Here is a 14470-nt window from a genome sequence, read left to right on the forward strand (position 1 = left end):
AGGGGGCTTGCTCCCGATAGCGGTGAATCAGTCGACACATTAGTCGGCAGGGCCACCGCCATCGGGAGCAAGCCCCCTCCCACATTTATCTATCGGTGTGCTTTTTAGCGCAGATTCAGGCTGAACCCCACCCGCGTCAGCCATTCCGCTTCCTGGGCGAAGTCCGCCTGGGTCAACTGGTTTTCATCCAGCCAGCCCTTGGGGAACACCACGTCAAGGCTGTCGCCAACGGCATGCAGTTTCACCTGGGGCATTTCCTGGGTTCCGCGAATGTGGTGGAACAGGATCGCAAAGCGCAACAGCGCGCACAGGCGGATCAGCTTGATGCCGTCTTTGCCAAACTCGGCAAACTTGTCCTTGGGAATATTGCGACGATGGCCGCGCACCAGCAGCGCGAGCATCTGCTGGTCCTCCCGGGAGAAGCCGGCCAGGTCCGAATGCTCGATCAGGTAGGCGCCATGCTTGTGGTAGTGGTAGTGGGCGATGTCCAGGCCCACTTCATGCACCTTGGCGGCCCAGCCGAGCAGCTCCCGCCAGACACCGTCTTCAAGGTCCCAATCCTCGGCGACCTGGTCGAAGGCGTGCAAGGCTTTGCGCTCCACACGAGCAGCTTGTTCCAGGTCGACGTGGTAACGCTCCATCAGCGAGCTGAGGGTGCGCTCGCGCACGTCTTCGTGGTGATGGCGGCCCAGCAGGTCATAGAGCACGCCCTCGCGCAGGGCGCCGTCACAGTGGTCCATGCGTTGCAGTTCGAGGGCGTCGAAGATAGCCTCGAGAATCGCCAGGCCCGCGGGGAAAATGGCGCGACGGTCGGGCTTGATGCCGTCGAAGTCGATTTTTTCCGCATCCCCCAGCTTGAACAGCTTGCGCTTGAGCCACGCCAAACCTTCGGCGTTTACCTCGCCAGTGCCATGGCCACCGGCTTTCAAGGCCAGGCCGATGGCGCGGATGGTGCCGGACGAACCGATGGCTTCATCCCAGGTCAGGCGGTGCAGGGCGTGTTCGATACTCATGATCTCCAGCCGTGCCGCCGTGTAGGCCTGGGCATAGCGCGCCGGTGTGATCTTGCCGTCCTTGAAATACCGTTGGGTAAAACTCACGCAGCCCATCTGCAGGCTTTCACGCAGCAGCGGTTCGAAACGCTGGCCGATGATGAATTCGGTGCTGCCGCCGCCGATGTCCGCCACCAGACGTTTGCCGGGAGTATCGGCCAGGGTATGGGATACGCCGAGGTAGATCAGGCGGGCTTCTTCACGGCCCGAGATGACTTCCACCGGATGCCCGAGGATGTCCTCGGCACGATGGATGAACTCGTTGCGGTTGCGAGCTTCGCGCAAGGCGTTGGTGCCGACGATGCGCACGGCGCCAGGGGGCATGCCGTTGATCAGTTGCGCAAAACGCTTGAGGCAATCGAGCCCGCGTTGCATGGATTCTTCATTGAGCTTGCGCTCGTCGTCGATCCCGGCGGCCAGTTGCACTTTCTCGCCGAGCCGCTCGAGGATGCGGATCTCGCCGTTCTGGGCCTTGGCCACGACCATGTGAAAGCTGTTGGAGCCCAGGTCGATGGCGGCGATCAAGGACAGGTTCTTGGCTTGGGATTGCGGCATGGTTTGGGGATCTCGGTCGATAACCTCGCCATCGTGCCACGATCGACCGCTGACGCCAACGCGTTGTGCTTCGGTAATTTTATGAATGCTGTCTGTAAGGGTGTTTCATTATAAATGTAGGGAGAATTTGTATGTGGCCGTTGAAGAGGTGCTTCGGGGGGGTAAGAGTATTTAATCATATGCGGTGCCAAGATACCCATGACTTTGCTTACAGGGGTTGGAATAGTTTTTTGTCCGATACCTTGCTTGGGACTACTCTGCTAATGGATAAAGGTTATTGCTTGATTTAACCCGATACCACAATAAATGACGTGTTGTCTGATTCAATTGCTAAGCGCCAAGGCGCCAGACTGTCACTCGGCAATTCTGCCTAGGTGTTATTTATTTATCGTTTTGTATTACGGAAGATAAGGCGTTGGGCGACGGAGTCGCCAAGACCGAAAATAAAGAGCGCCTGAGAACTTCAAGTGACAGGACAAACATGAAAAAAATTATTGGATTGACCTTAGGTATTGCGTGCCTGGCTGCGACCCTGAGTGCCCAGGCAACCACCAGTGCCCAGTTGGTCGTCAGGGGCACCATTACCCCCGCTGCATGCAATCTCAGCCTGGCAGGCAGTGGCATCATCGACTACGGTACGATTCGCTCCGGCGAGTTGTCCCGCACGTCGTTCAACCCGCGCGAGGAGAGGACCACTTCCCTTGTCATCAATTGCGGTGCCACACCGGCCAGGTTCGGGCTCACCCTTACTGACCTGCAAGCGGGCAGCAAGGTGACAGGTATCCTGGGGGCAGGCTTTAGCGAAGCGCAAAACTTTGGCTTGGGCATGGTGGGAGGCCGGCGAACCGGTGGTTATTCGGTGACCCTCAGGGACCTGCGGTCGTCCGCAGCGGTGCTGCATCCGATCATGCGCACAGGCCTGGGGGCCTGGCAGAACAGTGATGGCAAAGTTGCCCAGTCGCCAAGCCAGTATTCTTGGCGTAACAGCGTGACTATCACACCGGCCTCTATCAGCCAACTGACCGGCACACTTGCAGTGAAGGCGGTAATCAACAGGGCTCAGGACTTGGATCTGAGCCGCGACGTTTCCATTGATGGTCGCGCCACGCTGGTATTGAGTTACATCTAAACAACTGAAAACAGCCGATCAAGAAACCACTATTTCTTGTTGGCTGTTTTTCTGTGGGCGGTTGATAGCCGATCGTCAACTTCATGAGTTGCGGAGAATGCCGAGTGCGTGGTTTTTTAATAAGTTGTACGCTGCTGTGGAGTGTTTATTTCAGCGCTGTTGCCACGGCAGACGGTATGTTGCCGGAAACAACAGTGGTGGTGCTATATGAAGAAGACGGCGAAGCCACGATCAATATCAAGAATACTGATGAGGGACCGGCGCTGCTTCATTCAGTTGTTGAAAACGTGCCTGAGGACCTGGAGCCGCTACTGATTGTCACACCGCCTATCACTCGAGTGGAGGCAGGGGAGACCCAACTGGTGCGCTTCATCAGTACCTTGAAGGAGCCGCTCAAGACCCAACGGCTCAAGCGTATCTCCTTCGAGGGCATCCCTCAGGCTCGGGCCGCCGGTGGTGCGACCATCGGCATTACCCTGCGTCAGAATTTGCCGCTGATCCTGCATCCGCGGGGGCTGCCGCGGCACCACACGCCTTGGGAGTTGCTGAAGTGGAAGCGTACGGGACAACAACTGGCCGTCCATAACGACAGCGCCTATGTCGTGCGCCTGGCGCCGGATGTGCAACTGCTGCCAAACGATATCTTGGCCACGTTGCCGCGCACCTACATCTTGCCGGGCGAGGTGCTGGTGGCGAAGGTTGACGTAGCCTTGGACGGCGCCGCTGAAGTTCAGATTCAGCCAGCTACGGTCTATGGGTTTTCGGTCGATAGCTACCGGGCTCCGATCAACACCGATGAGGGTTGATCACCCATGATGATGCCTTTGAATAACCGCGTCGCCGCCCCTTCGTTGCCCCGCAGGCCCACATTGCTCATCGGGTTTGCAGCGTTATGGAGCATGCCTGGTCTCGTGGCTGCGCTGGAGATCGGGGAGGGATTCGATCTTGCTGCGCTCACAACCCACGGTATAGACCCCAAGGTTTCCGACTATTTCCGCAGTGCGGCGCGCTTTCGCGAAGGCGTCCAGGTGGTGGGGTTGCGCGTCAATGGAAACCCCCTTGGATTGGTAGATGCCCGGTTCGACGCACAGGGGGGGCTGTGTTTCACCCCCGGGCTGCTGGAGAAGGCTGGACTGGTCAAGCCCCGGGGCATTCTTCTGGAAGGCGTCACGCCGGACCAGGCTTGTCATGATTTCCTCGGGCAGTTTCCGGCGACGATGGTGCGCCTGCGCCCCGGTACTGACGAAGTGGTGCTTGTGGTGCCCACCCAGGCCCTGCGTGAGCCGCAGTGGGAAGCCGGAAGTTTTTCCAGGGGCGGGGCGGCGGCCTTGTTCAACTACGACGTGCTGGGATATGACAGCCACTCGCGCAGCGGGCCGACACGGTTCGTGTCGGCCTATACCGAAGCGGGTTTCAACCTGCAAGACTGGATCGTCCGCAGCCGCCAGTTCTATGTGTCTGATAACGGCAAGACGCGCACTGAACACCTGCATGCTTATGCGCAGCGGGACATCGCCGCGTTGCATTCGACTTTCCAGGCGGGCCAGCTGTCGAGCAATAACCCGCTGTTTGGTGGTATCCAGCTCTCCGGCTTGCAGTTTTTTCCCGATGGGCAGTCCCGGATACCCGCAGGCAACAACAATGCGGTGGTCGAGGGTTTGGCCCAAAGCCAATCTCGGGTTGAGGTGCGCCAGTCCGGCGTGTTGGTCCACAGTACCCTGGTGCCCGAAGGGCCGTTCCGGTTGACGGGATTGCCCCTGCTCAACAGCACCAGTGATCTTGAAGTCAGCGTGATTGACGTGCGGGGCGCCAGGCGCAGTTTTGTTGTACCAGCGGCGTCGTTCGCAGGGGCTGCCCCGGCCGCGCCTGGGTATTATTTCTCGCTTGGCGAACTGCGCAGAACCGCCGGTGAAGAGGGCCCATCACCGGTGATCGCCATGGGCAGTGGCACCTGGGGGCTGGGGCGCGATTCATCCGTGGGTTTTGGTTTGTTGAGCACCGATGACTATTGGGCTGCAGGTGGCAGCCTCAGCAGTGTGTTTTTCCAGCGGGTTTCCGTGAACGCACGACATAACCTGTCCCGAGACAGCCAAAAGGCCGTGTCCGGTTCACGTAGCAGCCTGTCCGCGAGCAGCCCGGTGGTTGCCAATATCGATGTCAACTTCAGTGCAACCACCCAGACGCGCGGTTACCGCGAAGTCACTGACGTGGGGCGTTCGCTCAAAGCCGATGAACTGAACTCGCATTTCAAAAACCAATACACGGCGGGCATGAGCTGGTCCGACTCTACCCTGGGCATATTTTCTCTGAACTACACACGCAGTGCTCAATTTGGCGGGCAAACTAGCGAGCATGTGTTCGCCTCCTGGAACAAGACGTTTGGCCACGCCGATGTTGCAATCATTGCAGATTCGCAGGTGGGTGGCACTCGGACCCGGCGTGGCGCTTCACTTGCCGACAGTGGGCCTGACAGTTCCCTGGGTAACGACCTGTCCTTGCGGTTGCAGGTCAGTGTGCCGCTGGGAGGGGATCGTCGTGTAAGCAGCTTCACCAGTCGCCGTGGGGACCAGTTCACCGCGGGGACTGCGCTGAGCGAAAGGGTCAACGAGTATGTGAATTACGAAGTAGGCGTCGAGCGCGACATCCGGGCCCGGGAGCAATCGGTGCGGGGCCAGGTGGACCTGCTGCCACGCTATACCCGGGTCGCCCTGGGTGTCAGCCGCGATCCCCTGGGCACCAGCTACACAGGGCAGTTGCAGGGCGGAGCAGTGGCTCACCCAGGCGGCCTGACCTTCTCGCCTTATACCGTGCAGGACACGTTCGGCGTCGTCTCGGTCGGCGATATCGGTTCTGCGAAAGTCCAGACACCACAGGGCCCGGTCTGGACCGACTTCAGCGGGCAAGCAGTGATCGCGAGCCTGCCGGCCTACACCAACAGCCGAGTCGAGGTGCAGACCCAATCGTTGCCCAAGCGCGTGGACCTGAAAAACGGCACTCAGGTACTTGCCGCAGGTCGCGGCTCGTTCAACACCGTGGATTTCGACGTAGTGAAAGTGCGTCGAATGCTGGTCACCGCGAACGATCAGCACGGCCGGCCATTACCTCAGGGCGCCTCGGTATTCGGCAAAGGCAATCGTTTCATCACCAGCGTGGTGGGCGAGGGCATGATTTTCCTCAACGACGTCACTGAGTCCCAAACCCTGCGGGTTTCATTGCCGGACTCTTCCACTTGCCTGTTGAACATTGACCCCGAGACCAAGCCAGACAATGACAAATTCTATGAAGCCGCATCGGCGGTTTGCCAAGGTGGTTAAGGCTGCAAGCCTGCCCTTGGCGCTATGTTGCACGTTGCTGGCGCCGTCTGAGGCGTTGGCTGAAAACTGTCGCCTGTCGCTGAGTCAGCCGCGCATCGACTATGGCCCGATACGCAGGGGTGCAGAGGCTCAAAGCACCACAGTGATGCTGACTGTCCGTTCGATCAGCGTGAATGTACTCTGCATTGAGCCAGCGGCCATGGCCCTGCGTTTTGTTGGCATTGCCGCCGATGGACAGGGTTTTCGGTTTGGTCGCGAGGGGCGTTACCGGTTGAGTCTCAAAAATGCCCAAGTGGACGGCCGCCCTGTCGATTGGGCGGTTGCCCATGTGCCTGGCGCGCCAGCCAGCGGCCAATTGCTGCCCGGCCAGGCGGTGGTGGCGCACGCAGCAGGCAGGCCGGTGGTCGGTCGGCGGCTCACTGCCCTGGTGGATATCCATACCGAACTGCCCTCCGATGCCTTGGCGGTGCGCAGTGAGATCCACTTGGAGGGGCAGGGCAGCTTTGAGCTGGTCAGCTCGGCTGTTCCACCGAGCCAATGAAATTGGCAAGCTCGGCGGTTCTTGGGTCGGCAAACAACATTTTCGGGTCGCCGGTTTCATGCACTTTGCCCTGGTGCATGAACACCAGTTTGTCACCGACTTCCCGGGCAAAGCGCATTTCGTGGGTCACCATGATCAGGGTCATGCCGTCCTGGGCCAGCTGGCGCACCACACTGAGCACTTCATTGACCAGTTCCGGGTCCAGGGCCGACGTAATCTCATCGCACAAGAGCACCTTGGGTGACATCGCCAATGCCCGGGCAATGGCCACCCGTTGCTGCTGGCCACCGGACAAGCGATCGGGGAAGGCGTCGAACTTCTCGCCCAGCCCGACCCGCTCGAGCATCTGCCTTGCCAGTTGGGCCGCCTTGGCCTTGGGCACTTTCTGCACCACCTGCGGCGCCAGCATTACGTTTTCACCAACGCTCAAATGCGGAAACAGGTTGAACTGCTGGAACACCATGCCGACTTTCTGCCGCAGGCTGCGCAGGTCGGCGCGGGCGGCATCCAGGTATTCGCCGTCGACTTCGATCACGCCGTCGTTGATCGACTCCAGGCCGTTGAGGGTACGCAGCAAGGTGGACTTGCCCGAGCCGCTGCGGCCGATGATCGCCACCACCTGGCCTTCATCCACCGTCAGGTCAATGCCCTTGAGGACGTGGTGATCGCCGTAATACTTATGCAGGGCCGAAATTCTAAGCAGAGGCATGCAGTCTCCTTTCCAGGTAGCGCGCACTGAGGGACAAGGGGTAGCAGAGCAGGAAATAACCGAGGGCCACCAGGCCATAGACCATGAAGGGCTCGAAGGTGGCATTGGCGAGCATGCCCCCGGTCTTGGTCAGTTCTGTGAAGCCGATGATGGAGGTCACGGCGGTGCCTTTGACCACCTGCACCGAAAAGCCCACTGTGGGCGCGACGGCAATGCGCAGCGCTTGCGGCAGGATCACATAGCGCAGTTGTTCAAGTGGGTTCAGGGCCAGGCTGGCGGAGGCCTCCCATTGGCCGTGGGCGATGGAGTCCACGCAGCCGCGCCAGATTTCGGCCAGGTAAGCGCTGGTGAACAGGGTCAAGGCGATTGCCGCAGCCAGCCAGGGCGATATATCCACGCCGAGCAGGGCAACGCCGAAGAACACCAGGAACAACTGCATCAGCAACGGCGTGCCCTGGAACAGTTCGATATAGGTGCGGGCACTATTGCGCAGGAACGCTGCACGGCTGATGCGCATCGTCATCACCAGCAGGCCGATCAGGCCGCCGCCCACGAACGCCACCACTGACAAGAGCAGCGTCCATTGCAGGCCAGTGAACAGGTTGCGCACGATGTCCCACAAGGTGAACTCACTCATCGGCTGTTCCTCATCACAAATCGCCGGCCGATCCAGTTGAGCAATTGGCGAATCATCAGCGCCATGCACAGGTAAACAAGGGTGGTCAGGGCATAGGTTTCAAATGCACGGAAATTGCGCGACTGGATAAAGTTGGCGGCAAAGCTCAATTCTTCAGTCGCGATCTGCGAACACACCGCCGAACCCAGCATCACGATGATGATCTGGCTGCTCAGGGCCGGCCACACCTTGCCCAGCGCCGGCAGCAACACCACATGGCGGAACGCTTCGAAGCGCGTCATCGCCAACGCTGCAGCCGCTTCCAGTTGCCCGCGCGGGATGGCCTGGATCCCGGCGCGGATGATCTCGGTGGAGTAGGCCCCGAGGTTGATCACCATTGCCAGCACCGCCGCTTGCCACTCGGTGATCTTCAACCCCAGGGACGGCAGGCCGAAGAAGATGAAGAACAACTGCACCAGGAAGGGGGTGTTGCGGATCAATTCAACATACACACCAAAGATCCACGCAAACGGCTGGATCCTCCATGCCCTTGCCACGGCGCCGAGGGTGCCCAGGGCAACCCCGAGGATCGCGCCGATGGCCGTCAGCTCCAGGGTGAACAGTGCGCCGCGCAGCAGCAGGTCGGTATTGGCCAGCACTGGCACGAAGTCGAATTGATAGGCCATCTGTCAGCTCCGCATCAGAGGTCGGCAGGCAGCGGTTCTTTCAGCCACTGCAGTGCATTCTTTTCCAGGCTGCCGTCAGCCTTGGCCGTGACCAGGATCTGGTTGACCTTCTCCAGCAACGCCGGCTCGTTCTTGTTCACACCCACGTACACCGGTGAATCCTTGAGCTTGATCTTCAGCGCGGGTACGCGTTTGGGGTTGCGTTCGCTGATGGCGACCATGACCACGTTGCCGCTGGCGATCAGGTCGACCTGGCCGGCCAGGTAGGCGGCGATGGTCGAGTTGTTGTCCTCGAAGCGCTTGATCGTGGCTTCCTTGGGTGCCACCGCGGTCAGCTCGATATCCTCGATGGCACCACGGGTCACGCTGATGGTCTTGCCCTTGAGGTCATCGGTGCTGCCAATGGCGGCCTCGGGCGGCCCGAACACGGCCAGGTAGAACGGGGCGTAGGCCTTGGAGAAGTCGATGACCTTTTCACGCTCGGGGTTTTTGCCCAGGCTGGAGATCACCAGGTCGACCTTGCCGGTGGTGAGGAACGGAATACGGTTGGTACTGTTGACCGGGGTCAGCTCCAGCTTGACCTTGAGTTGGTCGGCCAGCAGCTTGGCGGTGTCGATGTCCAGCCCCCGTGGTTGCATGTCGGGGCCGACCGAGCCAAATGGCGGGAAGTCCTGGGGCACGGCGACCTTAAGGGTGCCACGGGCGACGATGTCATCCAGACCATTAGCCTGGACGGGAGCCTGGCTCAGCATCAGGCTGGCAAACAGGGCAGTGAGCAGGGCGCTGTAGCGCTTGGTCATGACAACTCTCCGAGAAAGGCGAAGGGATTTTCTGGATTTGCTCAGTGCACAGCCCATGCCACTCCTCTTGTAATGGCCTGCAACGCTTGGTTTTACTGGGCGGCGGCGGTCTTACTGGTCTGAACAGTTGTTGCCCGTTTCGCACTCTTTTCGGGCGCCGATAAAACCGTGCGAGCCCCTTTGGGGCGTGGCTTGCAGCCGGTTGTAAATAGCTTTACAACTAGCTGCACAGTGATCTGGAAACCTGGTTTTTTATGAATTCGATCACCCAAGCCGTACCGGAGGCGGCCCTGCAAGCCATCCGCAAGCTGATTAAGGAGCAGGGTTTCGGGCCGGGCGATGCGTTGCCTTCCCAGCGTGACCTGGCGATGCAATTAGGGGTGAGCCGAGCGTCGTTGCGCGAGGCGTTGTCGTCTCTGAGCGCCTTGGGCGTGGTCAGCGTGCAGCCGGGTAAGGGCGTATTCGTGCAAGGCCTGCAGGACGCGCCGGGGTTCGCCTGGCCCTTCGCGGCGCAGGCCACGCCAACGGAGATTTTCCAGCTGCGGTACGCATTGGAAGGATTTGCGGCGGGGTTGGCAGCGGTGACACTGACCATCGACGAGCTGGACGGCCTGGAAGACAATGTCGAAGCAATGCGCAAAATGCTCAAGGCCGGCAACTTCGAAGCCGCCGCCGGCCTGGACTTCGACTTTCACCGGCGCATCCTGCTGGCCAGCGGCAACCAGGCGATGGTGAGCATTTTCAGTGCCTGCGCCGAGATGTTCCTGGAAAGCCAGAAACTACCGTTCATCCGGCCGGAACGTGCCATGGAGACCTGGCAGGAACATCGCAAAATCCTGCGCGCCCTGGCCCGGCGTACCAGTACGGCGGCACAGAAAGCCATGCAGGAACACGTGCGCAAGGCGGCATTGCGCACCGGCATAGCATTTGTGACGCCCGTCACGTCGTGAGTGGGTCATACCCACACTCATGCAGCGCCATAGCAAGACTCAATCAGACGCGGCTTCCTGAACGGGGGAAGGGCAGCTATGATGAGCAACGTTTTTTTTGCTTACATTCCGGAGACATCCATGAGCAACGATCTTATCAAGCACGTCACCGACGCGACCTTTGAGGCCGAAGTACTCAAGGCTCAAGGCCCGGTGCTGGTTGACTACTGGGCTGAATGGTGTGGCCCTTGCAAAATGATCGCTCCGGTCCTGGACGACATTGCAACCACCTACGAAGGCAAGTTGACCATCGCCAAGCTGAACATCGACGACAACCAGGAAACCCCAGCCAAGCATGGCGTGCGCGGCATTCCTACGCTGATGCTGTTCAAGAACGGCAACGTCGAAGCCACTAAAGTGGGCGCACTGTCGAAGTCCCAGCTGCAAGCTTTCCTCGACGCGAACATTTAAGCGTTGTCGAAAAAGCCCCGCAAATCGCGGGGCTTTTTCGTGAAACAGGGCTAGACGCTCAGAAATTCAGGTGGTACATTCGGCCCCGCACTGGTTTCTCCACTGCCCCCTGCAAGCCGTCGCCGACGCATTCCTTTTCGATTAGTACGCGATCCTGTCGCCTTCTCTGCGGCGCGGCCTCATTAAGCCAAAAGCTTAATTTCCCCCCTCCATAAAATGATTACGTCATTCCTATATGAATCTGACTGAACTCAAGCAAAAGCCGATTACCGACCTGCTCCAGCTGGCCGAAGAAATGGGCATAGAAAATATGGCCCGTTCGCGCAAGCAGGACGTGATTTTCTCCCTGCTCAAGAAGCACGCGAAAAGCGGCGAGGAAATCTCCGGTGATGGCGTGCTGGAGATTCTCCAGGACGGCTTCGGCTTCCTCCGCTCCGCAGACGCCTCCTATCTCGCCGGCCCAGACGACATCTACGTCTCGCCGAGCCAGATCCGTCGCTTCAACTTGCGCACCGGTGACACCATCGTTGGCAAGATCCGTCCTCCGAAGGAAGGCGAGCGTTATTTCGCCCTGCTCAAGGTCGACACGATCAACTTCGATCGCCCCGAGAACGCGAAAAACAAGATTCTCTTCGAGAACCTGACCCCGCTGTTCCCGACCGTGCGCATGAAGATGGAAGCCGGCAACGGTTCCACCGAAGACCTGACCGGTCGTGTGATCGATCTGTGTGCCCCGATCGGCAAGGGCCAGCGTGGCCTGATCGTCGCACCGCCGAAAGCCGGCAAGACCATCATGCTGCAGAACATCGCAGCGAACATCGCGCGTAATAACCCTGAAGTTCACCTGATCGTGCTGTTGATCGATGAGCGTCCGGAAGAAGTGACCGAAATGCAGCGCACCGTGCGCGGCGAAGTGGTTGCCTCGACGTTCGATGAACCGCCAACCCGCCACGTGCAGGTTGCCGAGATGGTGATCGAGAAGGCCAAGCGCCTGGTCGAACACAAGAAAGACGTAGTGATCCTGCTTGACTCCATCACCCGTCTGGCGCGTGCCTACAACACCGTGATCCCAAGCTCCGGCAAGGTGCTGACCGGTGGTGTCGATGCCCACGCCCTGGAGAAGCCCAAGCGTTTCTTCGGTGCTGCGCGCAACATCGAGGAAGGCGGCTCCCTGACCATCATCGCCACCGCGCTGGTCGAGACTGGTTCGAAGATGGACGAAGTGATCTACGAAGAGTTCAAGGGTACCGGTAACATGGAACTGCCCCTGGACCGTCGGATCGCTGAAAAGCGTGTGTTCCCTGCGATCAACATCAATCGTTCCGGCACCCGCCGCGAAGAGTTGCTGACCGCAGACGACGAACTGCAGCGTATGTGGATCCTGCGCAAGCTGCTGCACCCGATGGACGAAGTGGCTGCCATCGAATTCTTGATCGATAAGCTGAAAACCACCAAGACCAACGACGAGTTCTTCCTGTCGATGAAGCGCAAATAATAAGGCGTTTCAGGTCCAAAAAAATGGCGCCCCTCAGGGGCGCCTTTTTTTATGCGTCGAGATTTTGCGGCATTTGTGGCATAAGTATCCGTTAAGTAACAAAAATTGACGCGTGACTACGCTAACTCCTTTCGTCACAGACTGATCACATCCTTATGACCACTCTTGCTTACCGCAGAGACATCGACGGCCTGCGTGCCATCGCTGTCCTCGCAGTCGTGTTATTTCATTTTGGCGTTCCTGGCATTACTGGCGGTTTTGTTGGCGTTGATGTGTTTTTCGTCATTTCCGGCTTTTTAATTACGTCAATTATCTGGCGTGAGCGCCAGGCTGGCCGCTTCAGTTTCATCGACTTCTGGGCTCGCCGCGCCCGGCGTATCTTGCCCGCGCTGTTTGTGATGATCGCCGCGACACTGGCAGTGGGTTGGTTTCTGTTGGCGCCCAAGGACTACGAGGAGTTGGGCCGGTCGGCGCACTATCAGGTGACGTTTACCTCCAACTTGCTGTTCTCGCGTCAGCATGGCTATTTCGATGTGTCTTCAGACATCAAACCCTTGCTGCATACCTGGTCGCTGGCGGTAGAGGAGCAGTTCTATATCTTCTTCCCGCTGTTGCTGGCGTTGCTGTCGAGCCGCCTGAAACACTGGCGCATGGCGCTGTTCGCGGTGTTGCTCGGGTCTTTCGGCATGAGCGTCTGGGCGGTTGAGCATGAGCCGCAAAAAGCTTTCTTCCTGCTGCATCTGCGCGCCTGGGAATTGCTGGCCGGCGCGATGCTGGCAGTGTTGCCCAAGCGTGAGTGGCGCGCTTCGCCCGCTTTGGCGCAAGGGGTCAGCCTGGCATCCATGGCACTGATTCTGATCGCTGTGCTGGGTTATGACGCAAAAACGCCGTTTCCCGGTGCAACCGCTCTATTGCCTGTGCTGGGTGTCGTCGGCTTGATCTGGGCCAACGGCCAGCAGCAGACCTGGGTCGGGCGTCTGTTGAGTACGCGGGTGATGGTGGGTATCGGGCTGATTTCCTATTCCTGGTACCTCTGGCACTGGCCGGTTTTCGTGTACGCCAACTATGCCGCAGTGGATGGATTGAGCGCCCTGGAACTGGCCGGATTGATGCTGCTGTCGCTGGTGCTGGGCTACCTGTCCTGGCGCTTCGTGGAAACGCCGTTCCGGGAAAAACGCCTGCTGGCCGGACGCAAGGCGATTCTGGCATCAGCCTTGGTCGGCATCCTGGCACTTGGCTTTACCGGCCTGGCGATACGTGAGTTCGACGGTGTGCCTTCGCGCTTGTCCGAACAGGCATTGCGTTTTGCCCAGGCCAAGAAGTGGAGCCCGGACCTGCTGGCGTGCATGGCTGACAAAGACACCCCCGATGATCGGCTGTTCTGCCATTTCGGTCCGAGAAGCCAATCTGTTTCAGCGCTGGTATGGGGCGACAGTCACGCCACTGCGCTGATACCCGCGCTCAGAGAGGGGGCTGATCGCCACGATATCAGCCTGGTAGAGGCCAGTTTTGCCGGCTGTATCCCGCTGGACGGCCTGGAGAATATCGCTCGATGCGCGCACTTCAACCGTCGCGTCGAAAAGGCCATGACCGAGCAGGCGTTCAGCGACGTGGTGCTGGCGGCCCGTTGGAGCCTGTACGTCTATGGGCAAATGTCGGGTGACAAGGAGCATGCGCTTAAGGATCCCGGCACTGGCCAGTATGTGCGTGCTGTCGCCGAGCAACGCTTCGCCCAAGGCCTTCGTGAACGCATCCAGGGCTTGCGTGCTGCCGGCCATAAGGTCTGGCTGGTCAAGGAAGTGCCGCTGCAGGAGATCATCGTGCCTTATCGTCTGAGCCGCCTGGCGATGATGAACCGTCCAGTGGACGGTGAAGGGCTCGCCATAGCCGAGCATGTGAAGCGCCAGGCCTTTATCACGCAGTTGTTTGACGAACTGGCGGCGGGCGACAGCGGTGTCAAGGTGCTGGACCCTGCGCCCCTGCTGTGCGGCGCCGATGGTTTGTGCCGGGTCGAACTCAATGGTCGAGCGTTGTATACCGACGATAACCATCTGTCAGACGTTGGTGCCCGGCACATCGAAGCCTTCCTGGAACCATTGTTCAGTTCCTTGCAATCACGAGGGCTGACGGCCAATTAAGCTGCCAGCCGCCCTCAGAGCAGGTAGGATGTACG

13 protein-coding genes are annotated in these 14470 nt (G+C 59.4%); 8 read left to right on the top strand and 5 right to left on the bottom strand.

Annotated elements, in window-relative coordinates; all coding sequences use genetic code 11:
• Nucleotides 1-104: 104 nt before the first annotated feature.
• Nucleotides 105-1607, bottom strand: coding sequence for an exopolyphosphatase (ppx, locus tag NMB39_RS01105; RefSeq protein ID WP_198720209.1), 1503 nt, complete (start codon nt 1605-1607; stop codon nt 105-107).
• Between the two features lie 481 nt (nt 1608-2088).
• Between ppx and NMB39_RS01110 the strand changes: the two genes are divergently transcribed.
• The 4 genes from NMB39_RS01110 (at nt 2089) to NMB39_RS01125 (ending at nt 6591) form a co-directional block, all read left to right on the top strand.
• Nucleotides 2089-2736 carry a DUF1120 domain-containing protein gene (locus NMB39_RS01110; RefSeq protein ID WP_057022746.1) on the top strand — a complete coding sequence of 216 codons (648 nt, stop codon included), beginning with the start codon at nt 2089-2091 and terminating at the stop codon, nt 2734-2736.
• Nucleotides 2737-2912: 176 nt separating this feature from the next.
• Nucleotides 2913-3542 carry a fimbria/pilus chaperone family protein gene (locus NMB39_RS01115; RefSeq protein ID WP_494339696.1) on the top strand — a complete coding sequence of 210 codons (630 nt, stop codon included), beginning with the start codon at nt 2913-2915 and terminating at the stop codon, nt 3540-3542.
• A gap of 93 nt (nt 3543-3635) precedes the next feature.
• Entirely contained in the window at nt 3636-6050 is a 2415-nt protein-coding gene (locus NMB39_RS01120) for a fimbria/pilus outer membrane usher protein (protein WP_494339695.1), read from the top strand.
• Entirely contained in the window at nt 6016-6591 is a 576-nt protein-coding gene (locus tag NMB39_RS01125; RefSeq protein ID WP_494339694.1) for a DUF1120 domain-containing protein, read from the top strand. The genes NMB39_RS01120 and NMB39_RS01125 overlap by 35 nt, the downstream gene beginning before the upstream one ends.
• On the opposite strand, the gene NMB39_RS01130 is transcribed toward NMB39_RS01125, so the two are convergent.
• From NMB39_RS01130 to NMB39_RS01145, 4 genes are read right to left on the bottom strand one after another with little or no spacing between them, the layout of a single operon-like run.
• Entirely contained in the window at nt 6563-7300 is a 738-nt protein-coding gene (locus NMB39_RS01130; RefSeq protein ID WP_494339693.1) for an amino acid ABC transporter ATP-binding protein, read from the bottom strand. The two genes, NMB39_RS01125 and NMB39_RS01130, sit on opposite strands and share 29 nt — an antisense overlap.
• The gene (locus NMB39_RS01135) at nt 7287-7937 is read right to left on the bottom strand and encodes an amino acid ABC transporter permease (protein ID WP_057022750.1); all 651 of its coding nucleotides are present in this window, start codon (nt 7935-7937) and stop codon (nt 7287-7289) included. Before NMB39_RS01135 ends, NMB39_RS01130 begins: the two co-directional genes overlap by 14 nt.
• Nucleotides 7934-8602 carry an amino acid ABC transporter permease gene (locus NMB39_RS01140; protein ID WP_057022751.1) on the bottom strand — a complete coding sequence of 223 codons (669 nt, stop codon included), beginning with the start codon at nt 8600-8602 and terminating at the stop codon, nt 7934-7936. Before NMB39_RS01140 ends, NMB39_RS01135 begins: the two co-directional genes overlap by 4 nt.
• Before the next feature lie 14 nt (nt 8603-8616).
• On the bottom strand, nt 8617-9402 hold the full coding sequence (locus NMB39_RS01145) for a transporter substrate-binding domain-containing protein (protein WP_494339692.1): 786 nt from the start codon (nt 9400-9402) through the stop codon (nt 8617-8619).
• A 254-nt stretch (nt 9403-9656) separates the two neighbouring features.
• Between NMB39_RS01145 and NMB39_RS01150 the strand changes: the two genes are divergently transcribed.
• From NMB39_RS01150 to NMB39_RS01165, 4 genes are all read left to right on the top strand, one after another.
• Nucleotides 9657-10352 carry a FadR/GntR family transcriptional regulator gene (locus NMB39_RS01150; RefSeq protein ID WP_306956660.1) on the top strand — a complete coding sequence of 232 codons (696 nt, stop codon included), beginning with the start codon at nt 9657-9659 and terminating at the stop codon, nt 10350-10352.
• 120 nt (nt 10353-10472) lie between these two features.
• Nucleotides 10473-10802 (top strand): thioredoxin TrxA, encoded by a 330-nt coding sequence (gene trxA / locus NMB39_RS01155; protein WP_003213989.1) that lies wholly within the window; start codon nt 10473-10475, stop codon nt 10800-10802.
• Nucleotides 10803-11037: 235 nt separating this feature from the next.
• Complete coding sequence (gene rho, locus NMB39_RS01160) at nt 11038-12297, top strand: transcription termination factor Rho (protein WP_003176825.1); 1260 nt, start codon at nt 11038-11040, stop codon at nt 12295-12297.
• A gap of 155 nt (nt 12298-12452) precedes the next feature.
• Nucleotides 12453-14435: an acyltransferase family protein gene (locus NMB39_RS01165; protein ID WP_494339691.1), complete on the top strand. Its 1983-nt coding sequence runs from the start codon at nt 12453-12455 to the stop codon at nt 14433-14435.
• Nucleotides 14436-14470: the final 35 nt, after the last annotated feature.

It is taken from the genome of Pseudomonas sp. FBCC-B545, assembly GCF_059134095.1.

Coding starts and splice junctions, on each gene's coding strand:
- ppx (WP_198720209.1), bottom strand. CDS start 1,607: ATGCCGCAATCCCAAGCCAAGAACCTGTCCTTGATCGCCGCCATCGAC.
- NMB39_RS01110 (WP_057022746.1), top strand. CDS start 2,089: ATGAAAAAAATTATTGGATTGACCTTAGGTATTGCGTGCCTGGCTGCG.
- NMB39_RS01115 (WP_494339696.1), top strand. CDS start 2,913: ATGTTGCCGGAAACAACAGTGGTGGTGCTATATGAAGAAGACGGCGAA.
- NMB39_RS01120 (WP_494339695.1), top strand. CDS start 3,636: ATGCCTGGTCTCGTGGCTGCGCTGGAGATCGGGGAGGGATTCGATCTT.
- NMB39_RS01125 (WP_494339694.1), top strand. CDS start 6,016: ATGAAGCCGCATCGGCGGTTTGCCAAGGTGGTTAAGGCTGCAAGCCTG.
- NMB39_RS01130 (WP_494339693.1), bottom strand. CDS start 7,300: ATGCCTCTGCTTAGAATTTCGGCCCTGCATAAGTATTACGGCGATCAC.
- NMB39_RS01135 (WP_057022750.1), bottom strand. CDS start 7,937: ATGAGTGAGTTCACCTTGTGGGACATCGTGCGCAACCTGTTCACTGGC.
- NMB39_RS01140 (WP_057022751.1), bottom strand. CDS start 8,602: ATGGCCTATCAATTCGACTTCGTGCCAGTGCTGGCCAATACCGACCTG.
- NMB39_RS01145 (WP_494339692.1), bottom strand. CDS start 9,402: ATGACCAAGCGCTACAGCGCCCTGCTCACTGCCCTGTTTGCCAGCCTG.
- NMB39_RS01150 (WP_306956660.1), top strand. CDS start 9,657: ATGAATTCGATCACCCAAGCCGTACCGGAGGCGGCCCTGCAAGCCATC.
- trxA (WP_003213989.1), top strand. CDS start 10,473: ATGAGCAACGATCTTATCAAGCACGTCACCGACGCGACCTTTGAGGCC.
- rho (WP_003176825.1), top strand. CDS start 11,038: ATGAATCTGACTGAACTCAAGCAAAAGCCGATTACCGACCTGCTCCAG.
- NMB39_RS01165 (WP_494339691.1), top strand. CDS start 12,453: ATGACCACTCTTGCTTACCGCAGAGACATCGACGGCCTGCGTGCCATC.